The organism is Agathobaculum massiliense (assembly GCF_900291975.1).
In the GTDB taxonomy this organism is placed as follows: domain Bacteria; phylum Bacillota; class Clostridia; order Oscillospirales; family Butyricicoccaceae; genus Agathobaculum; species Agathobaculum ammoniilyticum.
Genome location: NZ_OMPN01000001.1, coordinates 1,502,193 through 1,520,333 on the forward strand (window position 1 = coordinate 1,502,193; position 18,141 = coordinate 1,520,333).

Below are 18,141 nucleotides of genomic sequence, written 5' to 3' on the forward strand. Positions count from 1 at the left end.
TTGTTATATAATCTTGAGTGGCGTTTTTGCCTCTCTGCCCTATATACAACTGGGAAAAATGAAATGTTGCAAAGGTTTCTAATTTTTTATCTAAAATATGATTTTCTTTCTGTGCAATTTTCGTTTGTCATAATATTTATATAATCTGTGTCAGCCTTTGGAATATTTATAGTATGAGAAGAATATTGGCGGAATAGTGATAACTGGCTGTTTCTATTTATATTTTTTGTTATGCTTCTTTATTAACCATGAGCATTGAAGTAGGAGTTGTAATTGTTTTTCTTCATATTCTCGACTGCGACATACAGCGGAATGACCTTGGTCAGGGTAAAGAATGCCGCCTATAGGATATCATCTCCCCTGCGATCTTCGCCGCGTCAATGATGTAGAACCGCGCGTGCTTGTGATGCAGGTCGCGCTTCATCTTGGCGGGCAGGCGGTCCTCCAACTCCTCTGCGCTCCACGGGCAGTTGAGCAGATAGATGCCGCCGTCTTTGAGGTCCTCGGTCGTGTCGTATTTATTCACATAGGTCGGCGCATGCACAGCCACAAAGTCTGCCATGGAGACCAGATAGGTCGAGCGGATTGGATCGTCGCCAAAGCGCAAGTGGGACTGCGTCAGGCCGCCTGACTTCATCGAGTCGTAGGAGAAATACGCCTGCGCGTATTTGTTGGCGGTCAGGCCGATCGTGGTGATGGCGTTCTTGTTCGCGCCCACGGTGCCGTCGCCGCCAAGTCCCCATATCTTGCAGGAAACCTGCCCTGATGCGGCAGCTCGATCTCCTTGTAATCCAGCGATTAAATGTAACATCACCGTTGATGCCGATGGTAAAGTTGCTTCGGGGCTTATCCTGCCGTAGGTTATCGTACACCGCGGTAAACATACCGGGCGTTACGTCCTTGGAGGGCAGGCCATAGCGCCCGCCGACCACAGTAATATCGCCCCTGCCGGCCTGGTTGAGCGCTGTGACCACATCCAGATAAACCGGCTCGCCAACCGATCCGGTTTCCTTGGAACGGTCAAGCACCGCAATTTTTTTCAGGCTGCGGGGATGGCCTCCACAAAATGTTTGACAGAGAACGGGCGGTACAGGTGGATCTGCACCATACCGACCTTACGGCCGGCTGCATTGAGGAAGTCCACAGTTTCCTTGACCGCTTCCGAGGCCGAGCACATCGCAACAATGACCGCTTCCGCGTCCGGAGCGCCGTAATAGTTGAACAGCTTATAGTCCCGACCGGTGAGGGCGTTGATCTCGTCCATATAATGCTGCACCGTGTCCAGCACAAGGGCGCTCTTGACGTTCGCGCCTTCCTTGCTCTGGAAGCAAATATCGGGGTTGACATTGTTGCCGCGGTTGGTCGGGTGCTCGGGGTTGAGCGACTGGCGGTGGAACGCATTGAGGGCGTCATAATCCACTAGGCCGCGCAGGTCCTCATAATCGAGCACCTCAATGCGCTGCATCTTGTGCGAAGTGCGGAAGTCGTCAAAGCAGTGTATGAAAGCATACTTTGCATGGATTGCCGAAAGGTGCGCCACCGCGCCCAGATCCATTGCCTCCTGCGGGAAGGAGGACATCAGCATCGCATAGCCCGTCATGCGGCAGATCATAAAGTCGGTATGGTCGCCAAAAATCGAGTGGTGGTTGCTCGTCACCACGCGCGAGGCAATGTGAATGACGTTCGGCAGGAACTGTCCACCCATCGCATACATCGCCGGTATCATCAGCATCAGGTCCTGGGACGAGGTAAAGGTCGTCGTCAGCGCGCCTGCCTGCAGCGAACCGAGGCAGGTGCCTGCGGCACCCGCCTCGGACTACATCTGGATCACGTCCACCGTGGAGCCGAACAGGTTCTTCCGGCCCTTGGCAGACCATTCATCCACCTTTTCCGCCATCGGGGAGGAGATAGATCGCAGCAACTTCGGTAAACGCGTAGGCCACATGAGCCGCAGCGGTATTGCCGTCCATCACAGCATATTTCTTTTTCATTCTGATACTCCTCTGCTTCCTCATGAATACATCTGCTGCAGCAGGGAACGCCCCCTGCTGTTTTAACACAGATTTTTGAACCTGCACAATTTATTTAAATAACCATATCACACGCAAAATGGGGTTGTCGAGGGAAGCGTGCTGAATAGTGTTATAGAATTATCAATCTAATTTTGTGAAATCCGTCTAAATTTAATTTTCACTTTATGCCTACAAATTAGTGCATTTCTGTAACTCCCGTTGTATTTAGCCTGCGCCATTCCTAACGCAGATACCTCATGCAGGATTTTCCATAATAACGTGTAGAGAGAGACGCGGGCTTAGTATCTAAAAAGAAAATTTCTCCACAGAGCCAATCGTTCTGTGGAAAACTCCCTTACTTTGAGTTGGGCTTTACCGCTGCCCTTGTGCAGACGCGCCTTAGCAGGACAGCGGTTTTTAACTTTTAGCACCTGCACTGTCTCCATTACACTGATATCTGCCGACACATCCTTACTTTAATAAGGGTAAAAACATTTCATCTTTCCAGAGCAGGTAAACCGTGTTATATTAAAGGAGAAATCAGGTCAGAGTAATTCGTGTCAGAGTAACCCGCCCAGGAGGCAGTCTGCCTGTCTGGACCGCACACCAGCTCCGTACTTGATTCATCACCTGACTAGACCATACAGAAATCCACTATCGGATGCTGTATGGTCTTTTTTTGCGTCAAAACAGAGAATGGAGGAAAAAGACAATGAGCGAACAGAACAACAGCATGAACGGAATGGATCTTGGGATCGGAAATAGCCTGGAGGAGCTTTTCGGTTCCGCACTCCCGCCGGTAGACCTTGGGGACCAGATACCCGCATCAGCGCAGGTAATGCAGCCCCAGCCGGCGCCTGTCGGAAGCCAGCCGGCCTCAGCTCCGGAATCGCAGCCGCAGATGCAGCCGTCCCAAACTGCGCCGTACCGTGCAGGGCAGCCCGTCCTGCAGCAGATGCCGCAGGGCGTCCCCCTCCCCGCACCGCAGCCAGTACAGCAAACGGTAAGCCAGCCTCAGGCGCCCACACAACAGACAGCAGGCCCCGTAACGCAGGCAGCCACCGCTGCACCAGTACAGCAACCTGCAGCAGCGCCCGTCCCGCAGCCCGCGGCCGGCCAGGTCATAGACCTGTTCGGCGCGGTCGCGGAGGACGATGCGGAGGCCCGCCTCGCACGGCTGGCCAACGCAACCCCTGTATTCGAGTACGGCTCTATCCGGGAAGATATCACAGACCCCGCCATGACCTTTGAACAGCTCCGCGTCAAAATGTCCGCGGACTGCCCTGAGCTCGAAGCGCGCAGCCATGTGTCCTGGACTGTGAGCTGCGCCGGTATCACGGAGCGGGTATCCAGCGCGGACGCGAGTATCTTCGAGACAAAGGCCAAAATCGAGAAGGGCAGGAAATTTAAGGACGCACTGAAAAAGCTGAAGGAAAAGGACAAGGATCCGGTATGTACCGTCAAGCCTACGGTCACGGCCCAGAAAAAGGGCGTACTGCGTTTCCCAGGCTACAAGGGGCTGTTCTGCAGCACAGAACAGGCGGAGCAGTCGGATAAGGCTATCGCATACATCCCCGCACAGGACGGCAGGGTATACGAAATGCGCCGCAACGGGATCGGCACATTTATCGCGCCGTCCCAGCATATTGCGGAGCTGGAGGGCGTCCGGTCAGGCTTCCATATGAGCCTGCCCCGGCTCCCGGCGGCTCTGCTCGCGCAGATCATCGCATTTTTCCGGCGCGTGTGCGTGGACTACGGCAGGGATGTAGAGGCGCTGGTCAACGTACTGTGGGACCGGCAGGGACGCCAATACGTCCTGCACGTCCCGCCGCAGCGCATTGATAAGGCCAGCGTGGAGACAGACCTCTCGCAGCAGCCGGACCCAGAGCGGTACCTGCACGTCATGGACGTGCACTCGCATAACACGATGGCCGCCCGTTTTTCCCGTACAGACGATGCAGACGAACAGGCCACGCGCCTGTACATGGTCATCGGCCGCCTGGACCGGTATTATCCGGACATCCGCTGCCGCTTTGCGTGCGGCGGCCGCCATGTTGAGGTACCGGCGGAGCAGGTCTGCGAGCGGACAGACGTCCCTTTCGCCCCTGAGTGGCTGAAAGCCGTTCAAGAAACCGGCCTGAAGGAGGCGGCGTGATGCGCTTCCCTGCCTCCTGCCCCATCCATATTGTGATGCTCGGCTGCGGCGGCACGGGCGGGCATATCGCCCCGCACCTGTACCGCCTGCTGTATTCGGTGTTCCGCCCTTCCACGGCCATCCTCTGTGATGGGGATCTGGTGGAAAAGCGTAACCTTGTCCGGCAGAACTTCGTCTCCCACGACCTCGGCCGCAATAAGGCGGAGGTACTCGCGGAGCGGTATTCGGCAGCGTTCGGTATGGAGTGCTGCTATATGCCGCGCTACATCGAAAGCGAGGACGAGCTCCGGCGGCTGCTCCAACCGGAACAGGAAGACGCGCTCGTTATCCTGCTCGGCTGCGTGGACAACAACCGCAGCCGGAGGATGTGCAACGAGGTGTTTTACCACGCGCGCGACCTGGTCTACATCGATTCCGGCAACGGGCTGGCGAACGGGCAGGTCGTGTGCGGCGTCCGCAAAGGCGGGCGCACGCTGCGCAAACCTGTCGCGGGGTTTTATCCGGATATCCTCAATCCAACGGACAAATTCCCCAGTGAGCTGTCCTGCACGGAGGCTTCCGTATCCTCGCCGCAGGCCATGACGGCCAACCTCATGGCGGCCACGCTTACACTGTGCATGCTGTATAACATCATCGCCGGCGGCGAGCTTACCACCCGCATGACTACCTTCTCCAGCAGGACAGTGAACGTCCGGCCGCTGCTCCCGAAACGGAGGGCGGCATGATGGAGCAGATCCCGTATGCCTGCGGCCGTCTGGGCGAGCTTGCGCAGGATATCCGCTGGTGTGCCGGCCAGCTTCCCGCCCTGCGGGAGGCAGGCGGCGCGGCGGAACTGCGGCAGATCGCGCAGCAGATACAGAAGCTGGCATCCGCCCTCCATGAAGCAGCGCTCCTGCTCGAAGAGCTGGACCTGCCCAGGGTCTCCGCCTATACGGCGCAGCTCAGCGCGGCGGTATCCAGTTTCCATATCCAGACGCCGGATTACAGCAAGCTGCTAAAAGCGTTTTCGGACTGGCTGGCTTACATCAGGCCGGTGCTGCCGGATGCGGGGACAAAAACCGTATCCGCCGCCGCGATCGGACGGCAGATGAACAGCGTCCGCCTCGGGTACTATCCCACAGACCCGGCGCATGTCGCGTATATCCGCCGCGCTTTGGTGTTCCCAGAAGGCAAAACGGTGAACCTGCTGGACCCCTGCTGCGGGGAAGGCAAGGCCCTCCATCAGCTTGGGGACGGCGGGAACGCCGTGACCTACGGCGCAGAACTGGATGACAGCCGCGCGGAGGCGGCGCAGGAACAGCTGGACCACGTCGCGATGGGCAGCTACTATTTCTCCCGCATCTCGCGCAGCGCGTTCCACCTGCTGTTCCTCAACCCGCCGTACCTGCAGCTCTATGGCGGCGCGCGGAGCGAGAAACGCTTCCTCGGCGAGAGCTATAACCACCTGATGCTGGGCGGGGTGCTGGCCTGCATCATCCCCTATTACCGTCTCACCGAGGACGTGTGCCGCTTCCTCGCCGCCCACTTTGACAGTTTGATGGCGTACCGCTTCTGTGAAGAGGAGTTCCGGAAGTTCCGGCAGATCGCGGTGCTGGGCGTGCGCAAGCCGCGCGCGGAGAACCCGCGCATGGCGCGGCTGCTGGAAATGGCGTCGCTGTCTCCGGATAAGCTGCCTGCGCTGGACCAGATCCCACCGGGCAGTTATCCGCTGCCGGATGCAGAGAAGGCTGTTCCCCTGTTCCAGGGCGCTCGGTTCAACGTGCGCGAGCTCGCGGACCAGATGCGCCGCATGGGCAGTATGCTGCCGCGGCAGTCCGCGCTGGACGGGCGTGAAAAGCGCCCGCCGCTGCCGCTCACCATCGGCCAGATCGGCCTGGTGGGCGGCTCCGGCCTCATCAACGGGCTGATCGAGTGCGGCGCGCCGCATGTCCTGAAAGGCCGTGTTGTAAAAGCGGTCCGCCGGCGCACCGGCGAGCAGTACGACGAGACAGACGGTACGACTACCACAGAGATTGTCGAGACGACGAGCAATAAGATGGTGTTCAATGTGCTCACGCCCCAAGGCGTGAAGCTGCTGGCATGAAAGAAGGAACGAAAATGAAAACAGAAAATGCGCATGTGATCCATGAAGTACCGTTCCCCGCCGGTCAGATCGTTGTGACACGGCGCATTGCGGAGGAACTGAACAGCCTGGTCATCGGCCATCTGCTCAGCCGCCACCTGCGCTGTGACTGGGGAGACCTTTGTGACGAAGACTGGGCGCAGAATGACCATGCAGTGAAAAACGGCGAACGCCTGCTCTCCTCGTATCAGGCAGCAGGACAGAAGGTGTTCATCATCACCGAGTGGGACCGCTCCGTGACCACCATCCTGTTTGCGGACGAATATTAATGAGAAAGGACAGGAAGATGCTGAAATTGAACATGACGGATTTTATCCGCAGTCTGGACAGCCTGCCGGAGAGCAATGAGAACGAACCGCTGTTCGGCACAGGGTATCTTACGGAACACGTCGCCCTGCCGTTCCTGTTTGGGAAGGATATTTCCCTGTATGAAATAGACTGGGGTGCTTTCCAGCCGGAGGACGCCCGCGACATGTATTACCGCTGCGAAGAAGCAGACAGCCTTGGCGGCCCGGTCCTCCAGCTGTACCAGCCCGCAGTTTATACAAAGCCGGCGCCGCAGCCGCAGATCTTTTATGTCTGAGGGGGCGATATTCATGCGGAGCTATGAGGACTTGCAGTACGCATTCCTGCAGCTGGAACTCGCAGCCAGATATCAGGAAGCCGGCAGGCTGGACGAATTCATCCGGAACACTGGAAATGCGCTCTGGGGCGATGAGGACTTCCTCTATACCTACTGGTCCGAACTGCTCGATGCGCTGGCGGACTTCGTTGATATCCGCGAAGACGAGGATACGATGACCTGCCGGATGTACTTTTCGGACGCCGTGATACAGGACTATTTCCGCTTTGCGCAAAGGCACGCGGAACAGGCCGGTATCCCGCTCAAGCAGGACGTTTACTATCTGGACGCGCTCTCGTATTTCAATAACACCATGCTGGATTACTGCCCGTACAGCTGCTGGTTCCACCTGGTAACACAGACACACCATGAATGCGGGTTTGGCTTATCTGTCTGGATATATGAGGACCAGTTTACGGACTGGGAGCCCCTGCTGGCCGGCCTGCTGGATGTGATGGCGTATTTCCGCTCCAGTATGGAGCTGTTGGCCTCGGACGATAAGACGGGACAGGTCATAAGCTTTTCGCATTCCGCGCAGGCAAAGGAGGCGGCATGATGGCTGGAAGCATCCGCAAGGCTGTGCTGCATCTGGACCCGCTGAAAAGCGTGGTGAAGACCGAGCTGATCCGCGAAGACGGCACACGTGAAGTCAGGCATATCCCCGGATACGCGCTGTTGAGCGGGCTCGAGGCGCATACCCGGATGGCCCCTGTGCGGAGCGGCCTGCTCCCGCCGGGCGTCGCCTCGCTCACCGCGTATCCGGACGGCTGGGACGTGACGCTCCAAAACGTCACGGACCGCTGCACGGTCTATTATCATAAGACCGTATACCCAGATTTCCCGCTGCCTCGCCTTTTGCTGCGGTGCAGAATGAAAGGCGGGATGCTGAACGGTTTCCAGATGGCGGTGGCCGATACCGGCGCGCTCATGCCCGAAAGCCAGCTGTACCGGTTTCCGTTCCCGAATGTCAGCGGCTTCTCGCTCTGCGTGGGGACCAACCCGTTCACCGGCTACGATACGCTGTGGAAGCTGCGCGGGCTGATGCACCGCGTACTCTCCCTGCCCTTTGGGGACGATTATTATAAGCCGGACTGCACAAGGCTCGGCCTGTCCGCGCGGGAGCTGTTCGAGCACCTGAAGGACAAGGATCCCGCGTACTATTACAGCGATGTGCTGATCCCGAACGGGAAAACGCTTACGGATTTCATCGGGGGAGGTGTATGACGAATGACCGGAGCAGAACTGCACAAGCGGCTCAGCGAGCCGTTCGCGGCCGCGGACGTGGAGTGGCGCGTGACCAAAACGCGAAACTCGAACAGCGAAGGGCTGGCCGTGGCATTCATAGACAGCCGCGCGATCCAGAACCGGCTGGACGATGTGGTTGGGCCGTTTTTCTGGCGCACGAGGTTCATCCCGTGGCACCAGTACATCCCCAAGCCCGGCAAGTATGAGGACCCGTCCGAAGCGCCGAAAGCGCCTGTCTCCTCCCAGCTCTGCGGGCTCTCCATCTATCATGAAGAGCGCAGGGAATGGGTGGAAAAGGTGGACGGTGCGGAAAATACGGATATCGAGGCCATCAAGGGCGGTATCTCGGACAGCTTTAAGCGCGCGTCTGTGCTTTGGGGTATTGGCCGGTACCTGTATGAGATCCCTGCCAAATGGACGTCCCTGGACAGGTACAGGCAGATCGCCCATCCGGCGGAGCTGGATTCGTATTATACGGAGCAGCTGCAAAAGCTGGGGCTGGCCCCTGCGCAGCCGCCCAACACAGGCAATGCGCCGGCGGACATCTATGCGGTACGCAGCCTGCAGCCCGCGCCAGTGCAGGGCTATCCGGCTGCGGCGTGGGTCGATCTGGTCACGCCGACGGGCCGCGCGTTCAAGGTGTTCAGCCTCGGGACAAAGCCCGGGCTGGCAAACGGCGTGCGGATACAGGGCGCGAAGATCGTGCGGCGCAGCGCCGCCGGCGGGACGTACTATGAGTTGCAGGACTACCAGCCTGCCGCGTGAAATGGAGGATGCTATGGAACAGGATAAACGCATGTACTATGCTTATCTGGACGAGCTGCGGGACAGCGGGCTGATCGATATGTTCGGCGCCGCCAAGTATCTGGAACGCGAGTTCCCAGAGCTTGGATACAGGGAGGCTGTTTCCGTCCTGCATGGCTGGATGGAAAGCCATACGCAAGGGGGCGTGTGCTGATGGCGCAGATCGCTTCTCTGCAGATTGAACAGCTGGCCGTTACCGGCTTCGGCTGCTTTGCAGACGAGCACAGCTGGACGTTCGGCCGCAGGACGGCCGTCACGGGCCACAACTACCAGGGAAAGTCCACGGTCGCGGACGCGATCGCCTATGCGCTCACCGGCGCGCCGTACTTCGGCGGACGCGATCTGGACCGGCTGCAGAACGGGTCGTCTGCGGGCATGCGCGTGGAAGTCACCGTGCGCACGGAGGACGGCCAGACGCATGTGATCCGCCGCGGGCGGCACGAGGGGAAGACCTTCGTATCACTGGACGGCGTCCTGATGACACAGGAACGCTTCGCGGAGCGGTTCGGCAGCCGCGACCTCATCCTCTCCCTTCTCAATCCCCTGTACTTTGCAGAGGTACTCGGCGGGGACGGGCGGAAGCTGATCGAGCAGTACCTGCCCGCTGTGCCGCACGAAGCGGTGATGGAAAAGCTGAGCGAACACATGCGCGGCATCCTCGGGGACGACCGGCTGGAAATGCCGGAGGTCTACCTGAAAGAGAAGCGCAGCGAGCTGAAGGAGCTGGAAAAGGACCGGCTGGTACTGGACGGCCAGATGCAGCAGACGGACAGCCAGCGTGCAAGGCTGCAAAAGGAGCTGGACGAAAAGAAAGCCCTGCTTGCCCACACCGCTGCAGCGCTCGCGCCGCTCGTGCGCAAGCAGGAAGCGCAGGATTTTACTGCACTGGATGCAGAGATCGCCCGGCTCAGCGCGCAGTACGATGCGGTGCAGGACGGGCAGGCGGATGGCCGCCACGCGGCCCTGCAGGCAGAGCTGGACGCCGCGCAGCAGCGGCAGTACGAATCTGCCGGCGCGGCACAGCTGCAGCAGATGCAAAGTCAGCTTCAGCTCCTGTACGGCAAGTACAATGACGAGGCAGGCTGCTTACAGTATTTGCAGCAGCAGGGTGTCTGTCCGACCTGCCTGCGCCGCTTGGACGGCGCCGCATTTCCTGAAGTGCAGGCGGCCTTTACCCAGCGGCTGCAGAAGATCCAGACGGACGGCACTGCCCTGCGGCAGCAGAGTGAAGCGCTCGCCGCACAGGAAACCCAAAGCCGTCTGCAGTTTGAAGCGCAGAAAGCCGCCGAAATCTCCCGTCTTGCCACGGCGCTCCAGACACTGCCCACAGGCGCCGCCGCGCAGCAGCGGGGCAGCATTAAGGCAAAAATCAAGGAACTGTCCGCAGCCCTTTTGTTGGGTGGCTTGACGGCCGAAGAGGCGCAGCAATACCAGACCCTGTTCCATGAGCAAGGCAAACTGGAGAGCGAAATGGAGCAGATCCAGAAGCTGCTGAGCAGCCTGCCCAGGGGGCAGAAAGAGGCTTTGGACAAGCTGGATGAAGAAATTCGTGCAATAAACGACAAGATCACGGCGGCGAAAGCCTGCCAGTCCGAACGGGCGGCGCTGCTGTTTGCCCCTGTGAAAATGCGCAGGGCCGGCCTCAAGCTGTATGAGCCGATGAAGGAAAGCGGCGAACTGCGGGACGTGTTCAAGCTGACCTGGGATGGCCGCGACTATGTCCGGCTCTCCCTTTCCGAACGCGTCCGCTGCGGGCTGGAGGTGGCAGAGCTGTTATCCAGGTTATCCGGCAAAAGCTATCCGCTGTTCGTGGACAACACGGAGAGCCTGTGCGACCTCGGCGCCGCGCAGCACGGCGGGCAGATGATACTGGCCCGCGTCGTACCGCGGCAGACACTCCAGGTGAAAGCGCTGGACGAGCCGCAGCGGAAGGCCGGGTGACGGGATGGGCTATAAGACCTTCCCCATCCTGCCCACGGCAAGGAAGAGCGGCCTGCCGGTGGAGGACAGCGGGCAGCGGCAGGTGCATATCAACTGCCCGTTCTGCGGGGACCGCAGACGGCGGCTGTACCTGTACACGGGCACGGACCAGTACCACTGCTTCCACTGCGGGGCGCACGGAAATGCCGTTTCCCTGTACGCAAGGCGCACCGGGCTTTCTTACCGTGACGCCTACCACGAGCTGCTGGGGGACAGCGTGATCCACTTCCCCCGTCCGGCCGTGCAGCGCCCGCCAGAACGCGAACCCGCGCCGCTTGACCGGCGGGACGCGGTGTACCGCGCCATGCTGGGGCTGCTGCCCCTGTCCGCGGCGCATAGAGATAACCTGCTCGCCCGCGGCCTGACCGACGCTGCCATCTGGCAGAACGGCTACCGCACGCTGGGGAGCGGGAAGGGGCTGCGCGACCAGATCGCCGCGCAGCTTTCCGCCCGCTTTGACCTGAACGGTATCCCCGGCTTTTTCTACAAACTGGGCGCGTGGCGGACGTGCGCATACAGCGGCCTGCTGGTCCCAGTGCGCGCGGCGGACGGACGTATACAGGGCGTCCAGATCCGGCGCGACAACGCGGAACGCATGAAATACGCATGGATGTCCAGCGCGGGCAAGCCGTATGGGACAGGCGCAAGAAGCTGGGTGCATGTCGCCGGTGACCGCAGCCGGAAGGAAGCGGTGATCACAGAAGGCCCGATAAAGGGCGATGTGTCCAGCTTCCTGACTGGAGGGACGCTTTTCGTCTGCGTCCCGGGCGTGAATGCAGTCTCGTTCCTGGCGGATGCTCTGAAGGAGCTCCGCGTCTCACAGGCATGGGAGGCGTTCGACATGGATAAACGCTGCAACCCTCAGGTACAGGCGGCTGTCTCCCGCCTACGGCTGGAAATGAAAAAAGCCGGCGTCCCCTGCCGCACGATGGCATGGGATCCGGCCTGCAAGGGCATAGACGATTTTCTGGCGATGAAACGAAGTGCATAAGGAGGATTTGCATTATGACAAACAATGCGAACGGCTTTATGGTAGTACAGAACAGCACGGACGAGAGCCGGCTGCTGGGCAAATTCCTTTATTATTCGCTGGCCGATGTGCTGGTGGAGCAAAGCGATTTCGAGCGGATCTGCGCGGCGTTGGGCTTCCCGTATGCCGGGCGGCGCATCTCGGAGGTGGACGCCTTCCGGAATGCGACCGGCCGTGTGACGCGGCGGACCGTGTCCGGCTCCGGCGGCGCACAGGAGATCTTCCGTATCTACTGCCGCGACAACCAGCGGGACGGGAACCTTTATTCGCGCGAGCTGGTGCGGGAGACCGTTGGCCTGCGCACGAACCGGTATGAGAAGCTGGCCAACGTCTGCTATGACAGCGGCGCCGGCATGATGTACCACGATACTGTGCAGGGCGACCCGCTGTTGGATGTGGACCAGCTCTGCACGGACATGGAGCAGAAATTCGGCGTGTTCCGGAACTGCCTGGGCCGCAGCCAGATAGACACGGTGCTGCTGCACTATCTGAAGGCACTGGACGCGCTGCCGGTTTCGGTCTATGGCAAGCTGTATTTCATCCCTCGGGACAAAATGCATCAGGTTGGCCTGTTCGAGGAACTGATAGAGCAGCTGAACCATGCCAACCGGAACGACAAAGCGCTGGTGGTGAACAGCTTTTTTGTGGCTGACGATGCAAAGCAGCGTGGAAAGATGGCCGGCGAGTTTTATGCACTCGCACGCAGGGAGGCGCAGGAGTACCAGGAGAAGGCAGCTTACCTGATAGACAGTGGCTGCCAGAGCGCGGCCATCATGGAGCGCTGGGTCCGCCGTATAGAGGAACTGAAGGAGAAAAAACAGCGCTATGAGGCGCTGTTCCGGAAGGAGCTGACGGAGACAGACGAGGAATTTCATTCCCTGCAGCTGTACCAGCAGGAATTGCAGATACGGTCCCAGGGGATACGGGCTTTGAAAGCAGCCTGAAAGCACACTCTATTTATAGCGTATACCGAAAGGAAAGGCGTGCATAAGCACGCCTTTCCTGAATAATAAGTTCCATTTATATTTTTTAGTACCTTAGCTAAACCGGCTTCAAAGGGGCTTCCTGTAATCAGGCAAGCATACCTGATTATTTTCAACCCAAACAATTAAACGGGTATCCGCAATAACTGGTTGAAAATCGCAAAGCGGGAAGGATATTTTTCCATAATTTCTGGTTGAAAATATCGGACAATTTTTTCTTTATTTTGTGGTTGAAAAGCAATTGTTTATAAGAGCATGGCCGTAAGTGACCATGCTCTTTTGCTGTATGCTCAGATAAACGGAAGATCGTCCTCGTAGCTTTCGAGCTTGCTAATACCATCGTCGAAGATTTCACCAGTTTCAGGATCGTAGTCTTCCCAAGCCTTCAAACCGGCAAAAGGATCGCAAGAGAAGCTGTCATAATATGTACTCTCATCCTCTACTGTTTCATCTTCAATTCCTTTAATCTCCTCAAAGTGGAAGACGGGGCCTTTCTTGGGGATTGACGGTCCGAGAAGCATGCCGCTGGTTTCCAACGCCTGAAGGTTTACTTTTCTAAACAGTGTCCTTCCGCGCAAAACCTCAAAAGAACTGCCGCGCCCGCGAACGCTGTTCTCACGGATAATTCGGTTCGTGCATTCAGTAAATCCGTTTGTAATCGCTATTGGGCAATCCCAGTAATTGAAAATCTGCTCATAGAAGTTATGCACTGTTTTGGCGAGAGTGCGGAATGGCTCGAAGATGTCATCTGCTGGAATACTTTTCTCCCAGTCCGAAAAGGCTTTCTGCGCATTTTCTTTTGAGGTCCGATTCTCGTCATAGATATTAAAGAAGTCTTCCTTTAAATCAAATGCTATCGCCAATTTATTGAGTTTCTCGCTATTCCTGCATTCCTTTATTTGAGCAGCTTCTTCAGAAGTCATCTTGCTCTGCCTGGTTCTCAAGGTGTATGCCAAGCCTTTCTTTGTGGCAATGCGTTCTTTATCCGATAGACCTTTTTGAATTTCTTTTCTCACCGCATCCATCGCCAAGTTCGCATAGGCCACTAAATGATAGTGATCTATAACCCAGCGCGCATTAGGAAGGGCTTCTTTTATGGTTTTTTCAAATGGACGGTACATATCAGTGCAAACCCAGATGACTCTTTCTGGGTTTGGCATATTGGCGAAGTATTCCGTAAGCGTTTTCTGATTCCGGCCCAGCGTCATGTCGTAGAGCGTTTTATGCTCTAAGTCTGTGATGACAGTTACCTCACCGAGTTTTTTGATTTTTATTTCGTCCAAACCGATAAAGGCAGGGGTTTGAAATCTGAGCACATCGCCCTTCTTCCGTATGTAGTTAACGAAGATATTTTTTGCCGTTGTTGGGACGATCCCATATTCTTTTGCGACATCTTCGAAAGACTGCTTAATTGAACTGTTTGCTATTTTGGCAAACGCTCTGTTTGTAACATAATGTCCTTCGTCCACATCTTGGATGTCCGGTCTCCAAATCGTTCCACACTTCTTGCAACGTCTCCTCGGGAATGAGATCTCCGCTTCAGCGGGACTCCCTAAGAGAGTTGTATCAATAAAGCTAATGGTTCGTTCCCCGTGCTTGTATAGCTTCTCGCCACAATTCGGGCAAGTGACAGGAATGTTGCCATTGTACTTCATGACAAGAATAACTTTTTCGATGTTATTCTTTGTGGTTTTATCCAGATTGAGCAACTCAAAATGAGGAATAGTAAGGACATCACCGATTGAGTTATTTCCCATGTAACCCCCTATTTCGATTACACAAGATCGACATTTCATCGAGCTTGGCTTAGTCCTTGCCGTTTCCCTTACTCAAGAGCTTCATCAGGTCGGGCATATCTATACGTTTATTCTTATCAACAAGATCGTAGATGATTTCGGCAAGAGTATACCACGCCTGAGGATCGTTAATGATGCGGTCTGCCAAATCACCGAACTCGTTGTTCTTCAATGCAATCGCAGCAAGGCGAATGATGCTTTCCATACGGCCGTCTGCGATAATTGCTTCCTTGGAGTTCGTCGTGTTCTGGATCTGAACGCGTGCAACATCATCAGCGGCCACATAGTCGGCAATAGCATTGATTGTACGGGCGCCGGTAACCGGAGATGCCTCGCTGCCCCAAATCTCGTTGATGCGCGCCACAATTGCTCTGAGAGACTCCTTGCGGTTGCTGTGGCCTTTGCCGCCCGCCGTCATAGGTTTCAGCGCCGGCTCGTCGTTAGGATCTGGAACAGGAGCGGTAACTGCGGCAATCTTATAGTCTGAAAGAATCAGACTGCTGATATCGATTTCGTCCACGGAAATGCTGTCCAGCTTCTTGGAGAGAAGCTTCGCAAAGCTACGGAACACTTCAAGGTCAGGATCTCCAAGATCGACAATCTGTGAGATATAGTCATAGGCAGCGCAATACTTTTTCAGCTTTTTGCGGAAATCCATCAGCTTGTCCAGTTCATCTTGGATGTTTTTCAGCCGGGTTTCAGCTTGCTGCTCCGCGTCATTATCGCCAGTTTGTTTCGCTTTATCCCTAACGCTCAACCACATGTTATAAGCGTTCTGTTGAGCTCTCAGAGCGGAATTCCAACGGTCAGCAGGTACGGACACAGCAGCGTATATTTTTGCCCTATATGAATCTCTCCGCGTCTCTTCCACATCTGTCATGGATCTGTACTTGACCTTCTTATAGCTCTCAAAGTCAGGCGCAGTGTAGATGCCTGCATCATCCAGAGCGCGCTTCAGATCATAGATGAAGTTGAGATCTTGCGCTTTCTCCATCTTTGCGCCTTTATCATAGTGCTGGAAAGCCTTTACGACCTTGTCGGGATCGTTTACGAAGTCGACAATGAACACGCGGTCCTTACCGGGGAAAGTTCTGTTGAGGCGAGAATACGTCTGCACGATCTCGATGTCGTTGGCGATCGGCTTATCAATGTACATGGCGCAGAGCTTCTTCTGATTAAAACCGGTCTGGAACTTGTTCGCGACAATAAGCATGCGGCTCTCAGTCTTATCAAACGCGGTTTCGATTTTCTGATACCCGATGTTGTTCATGTTGTTTTCGGTATACTCAAAATCGCGCTTGATATAGGCGAACGGGTTTTCTTTCAGATAAGTGAACTCATCCACAATATGCGCATCTTCAGGTATGATCGCATCTGCGCCTTTGACCTTTCCGGAGAATGCAACCAGCGGTTCACCAGGAACAGTGAATTGTAGCCGCTTTTCGATTTTATCTTTGTCGTACTGAGGATGGGCCTTCAAATACGCATCGATTGCGTACTTGTAGCGGATGACAGATGCGCGCGAGAACGTAACGACCATGGCTTTTGCCTGACCGTCAAGGAGCTTTGCAACATTCTTTACAAAGTGCTCTACTATGAACTCCGCTTTGCTCATGACGTTTGTCGGGTGCATGGATTGCCAATGAGCGATGGTACGAATAGCCGCGCGTTCGTCAACTACATTTTCAGGAACAACGTCCTCTTTGAGACGATACGCTGTCCTATACGGCATATATCCAAGAAGAACATCAAGAATATATCCTTCCTCGATTGCCTGACGCATGGGATACTTATGGAACGATTCCGGAATCGGATTGCCGTCTTTATCGAGCTTTGTACCTGGGCGGCCGAACAGAGTCATAGTATCTGCTTTCGGGGTAGCCGTGAATGCGAAGAATGACACGTTGTCCGGCATGACCTTGCTCTCCTGCATCTGCAGGAAAAAGGCATTGATGGCATCTTCGTCGGTAGCATCTTCTTCACTGGTTTTGACTTTGCTTTTCTTGGAAGCATACTTCAAGGCAGCCTTCATCTTACCCGAGAATTGTCCTTCCTGTGAAGAATGCGCTTCGTCGATGAGAACAGCAAAGTTGGCCCCATGCAGCGAAGAATCGTTTCCGATAGCTTCCATCGCGAACGGGAAGGTCTGAATCGTAACAACGATGATCTCACGTTTGTCATGAAGAGCTTTGGCAAGTTGAGTGTTCTTGGAACCTTGCTTTTTCTCGGTTTCATCGCCGCCGATCATCTCGATCAGACCGACGGTTTTCTTCAGTTGCTTGATAGTGGCCTTGATATTTGTATCCAGACTAACACGGTCTGTGACAACGATGATGGAAGAAAACTTGCGCTCGCCATTAGGCTCCATGAGACGCATGAGCTCATGGGAAAGCCATGTAATGGTTTCTGTTTTGCCGGCGCCGGGCGAATGCTCGATTAGATAGCGCTGCCCTACGCCGTTTTGCTTCACATCATCGATGCATCTGGTGACAGAGTCCCACTGATGGAAGCGCGGGAACATTTGCGCACGGACTTCACGGATACGTCCCGTGAGGTCTTCTTTCTTTTCCACTTCCTCGAAAACGAAGTTGTGGAAGATACGAAGCCAACTATCCTTGCGGCAGATGTCGTTCCAGAAATAGCCCGTGGGATACTCCGTGTCGCCTTCCTGCATCGGCGGGTTACCGGCATGACCATCTTCGGTTCCCTTGTTAAAGGGCAGAAACTTCGGCTGCTTCGGACTCAAATCCGTGCACATCCAGATCTCGTCCTCGGAGATGGCAAAATGAACCACAGCCCCGCGTTTATACATGAGAAGATAGTTCTTTCGATTGGTTCCGGGTTCAATGGGTTTGCGCTCGTTTTGATACTCCACAATGGCATCTTGAACCTTCTGCGTAAGCTCCGTTTTAACCTCGGCCGTAGCTACAGGGATACCATTGATAAAGAAGACCAGATCCAGGGACTTTCTCCCAGCGGTCTGATAATGCACCTGACGCATGACGCGCAGAATGTTCTTGTCATAGTTCTCCTTCAGCTTCGGCAAGCGGGGATCATCTGGATAGTGTCCGGAGCAGGTAATCGTCTGATACCCGGCCATCTGGAAGCCTTCGCGGAGCGTCATGACAGTCCCGTAGTTCTCCAAAGACTTGACAAGAGAAAGCTCCAAATTCTTTTGCCAATTTGCCCCCATGTTTTTCTTCATCTTCTCAATCTTATCTGGGGCTATAGCCTCCTGATAAGCGATGAAATCCTGCATATACAGTGCGGAATTAGGATCGAATCCTGTGTTGTCATTACTGACCTGCCATCCTGAAGCTGCGAGCATAGCGAGCTTCCGCGTGATGTATGCTTCAAAATGAGTTTCTTTATGGAGAGCATCCTTGTTCATT

General features: G+C 55.8%; 16 protein-coding genes. 12 read left to right on the plus strand and 4 right to left on the minus strand.

Annotated elements, in window-relative coordinates; translation table 11 throughout:
- Positions 1-322: 322 nt before the first annotated feature.
- Together DBQ51_RS16840 and DBQ51_RS16845 are read right to left on the minus strand one after the other, a co-directional pair.
- A complete protein-coding gene (locus DBQ51_RS16840; RefSeq protein WP_199855196.1) occupies positions 323-811 on the minus strand; it encodes a 2-oxoacid:acceptor oxidoreductase family protein in 489 nt (162 codons plus the stop codon).
- A 228-nt stretch (positions 812-1,039) separates the two neighbouring features.
- A complete protein-coding gene (locus DBQ51_RS16845; RefSeq protein WP_307718899.1) occupies positions 1,040-1,780 on the minus strand; it encodes a pyruvate:ferredoxin (flavodoxin) oxidoreductase in 741 nt (246 codons plus the stop codon).
- 944 nt (positions 1,781-2,724) lie between these two features.
- Here DBQ51_RS16845 and DBQ51_RS07805 point away from each other — a divergent pair.
- Genes DBQ51_RS07805 through DBQ51_RS07860 form a run of 12 tightly spaced genes read left to right on the plus strand, consistent with a single transcriptional unit; the run spans position 2,725 to position 12,914 of the window.
- Positions 2,725-4,167, plus strand: a complete 1,443-nt coding sequence (locus DBQ51_RS07805) for a Mov34/MPN/PAD-1 family protein (RefSeq protein ID WP_107631200.1) — start codon at positions 2,725-2,727, stop codon at positions 4,165-4,167.
- The gene (locus DBQ51_RS07810) at positions 4,167-4,892 is read left to right on the plus strand and encodes a ThiF family adenylyltransferase (protein ID WP_107631201.1); all 726 of its coding nucleotides are present in this window, start codon (positions 4,167-4,169) and stop codon (positions 4,890-4,892) included. Before DBQ51_RS07805 ends, DBQ51_RS07810 begins: the two co-directional genes overlap by 1 nt.
- Positions 4,889-6,250 (plus strand): DUF6094 domain-containing protein, encoded by a 1,362-nt coding sequence (locus DBQ51_RS07815; RefSeq protein ID WP_159068111.1) that lies wholly within the window; start codon positions 4,889-4,891, stop codon positions 6,248-6,250. Before DBQ51_RS07810 ends, DBQ51_RS07815 begins: the two co-directional genes overlap by 4 nt.
- Positions 6,251-6,264: 14 nt before the next feature.
- Complete coding sequence (locus DBQ51_RS07820) at positions 6,265-6,558, plus strand: hypothetical protein (RefSeq protein WP_107631203.1); 294 nt, start codon at positions 6,265-6,267, stop codon at positions 6,556-6,558.
- 17 nt (positions 6,559-6,575) lie between these two features.
- Positions 6,576-6,872 carry a hypothetical protein gene (locus tag DBQ51_RS07825; RefSeq protein WP_159068112.1) on the plus strand — a complete coding sequence of 99 codons (297 nt, stop codon included), beginning with the start codon at positions 6,576-6,578 and terminating at the stop codon, positions 6,870-6,872.
- 13 nt (positions 6,873-6,885) lie between these two features.
- Positions 6,886-7,467, plus strand: coding sequence for a hypothetical protein (locus tag DBQ51_RS07830; protein WP_107631205.1), 582 nt, complete (start codon positions 6,886-6,888; stop codon positions 7,465-7,467).
- Positions 7,464-8,135 carry a hypothetical protein gene (locus DBQ51_RS07835; protein ID WP_159068113.1) on the plus strand — a complete coding sequence of 224 codons (672 nt, stop codon included), beginning with the start codon at positions 7,464-7,466 and terminating at the stop codon, positions 8,133-8,135. Before DBQ51_RS07830 ends, DBQ51_RS07835 begins: the two co-directional genes overlap by 4 nt.
- A 3-nt stretch (positions 8,136-8,138) precedes the next feature.
- The gene (locus DBQ51_RS07840; protein ID WP_107631207.1) at positions 8,139-8,921 is read left to right on the plus strand and encodes a Rad52/Rad22 family DNA repair protein; all 783 of its coding nucleotides are present in this window, start codon (positions 8,139-8,141) and stop codon (positions 8,919-8,921) included.
- Between the two features lie 13 nt (positions 8,922-8,934).
- On the plus strand, positions 8,935-9,114 hold the full coding sequence (locus tag DBQ51_RS07845; protein ID WP_107631208.1) for a hypothetical protein: 180 nt from the start codon (positions 8,935-8,937) through the stop codon (positions 9,112-9,114).
- Positions 9,114-10,901 carry an AAA family ATPase gene (locus DBQ51_RS07850; RefSeq protein WP_107631209.1) on the plus strand — a complete coding sequence of 596 codons (1,788 nt, stop codon included), beginning with the start codon at positions 9,114-9,116 and terminating at the stop codon, positions 10,899-10,901. The genes DBQ51_RS07845 and DBQ51_RS07850 overlap by 1 nt, the downstream gene beginning before the upstream one ends.
- A 4-nt stretch (positions 10,902-10,905) precedes the next feature.
- Positions 10,906-11,931, plus strand: coding sequence for a DUF3854 domain-containing protein (locus tag DBQ51_RS07855; protein WP_107631210.1), 1,026 nt, complete (start codon positions 10,906-10,908; stop codon positions 11,929-11,931).
- 14 nt (positions 11,932-11,945) lie between these two features.
- Positions 11,946-12,914: a DUF6744 family protein gene (locus DBQ51_RS07860; RefSeq protein WP_107631211.1), complete on the plus strand. Its 969-nt coding sequence runs from the start codon at positions 11,946-11,948 to the stop codon at positions 12,912-12,914.
- A gap of 329 nt (positions 12,915-13,243) precedes the next feature.
- On the opposite strand, the gene DBQ51_RS07865 is transcribed toward DBQ51_RS07860, so the two are convergent.
- Positions 13,244-14,710: an ISL3 family transposase gene (locus DBQ51_RS07865; RefSeq protein WP_159068114.1), complete on the minus strand. Its 1,467-nt coding sequence runs from the start codon at positions 14,708-14,710 to the stop codon at positions 13,244-13,246.
- Between the two features lie 49 nt (positions 14,711-14,759).
- Entirely contained in the window at positions 14,760-18,140 is a 3,381-nt protein-coding gene (locus DBQ51_RS07870; RefSeq protein ID WP_107631213.1) for a type I restriction endonuclease, read from the minus strand.
- Between the last annotated feature and the right edge of the window lies 1 nt (position 18,141).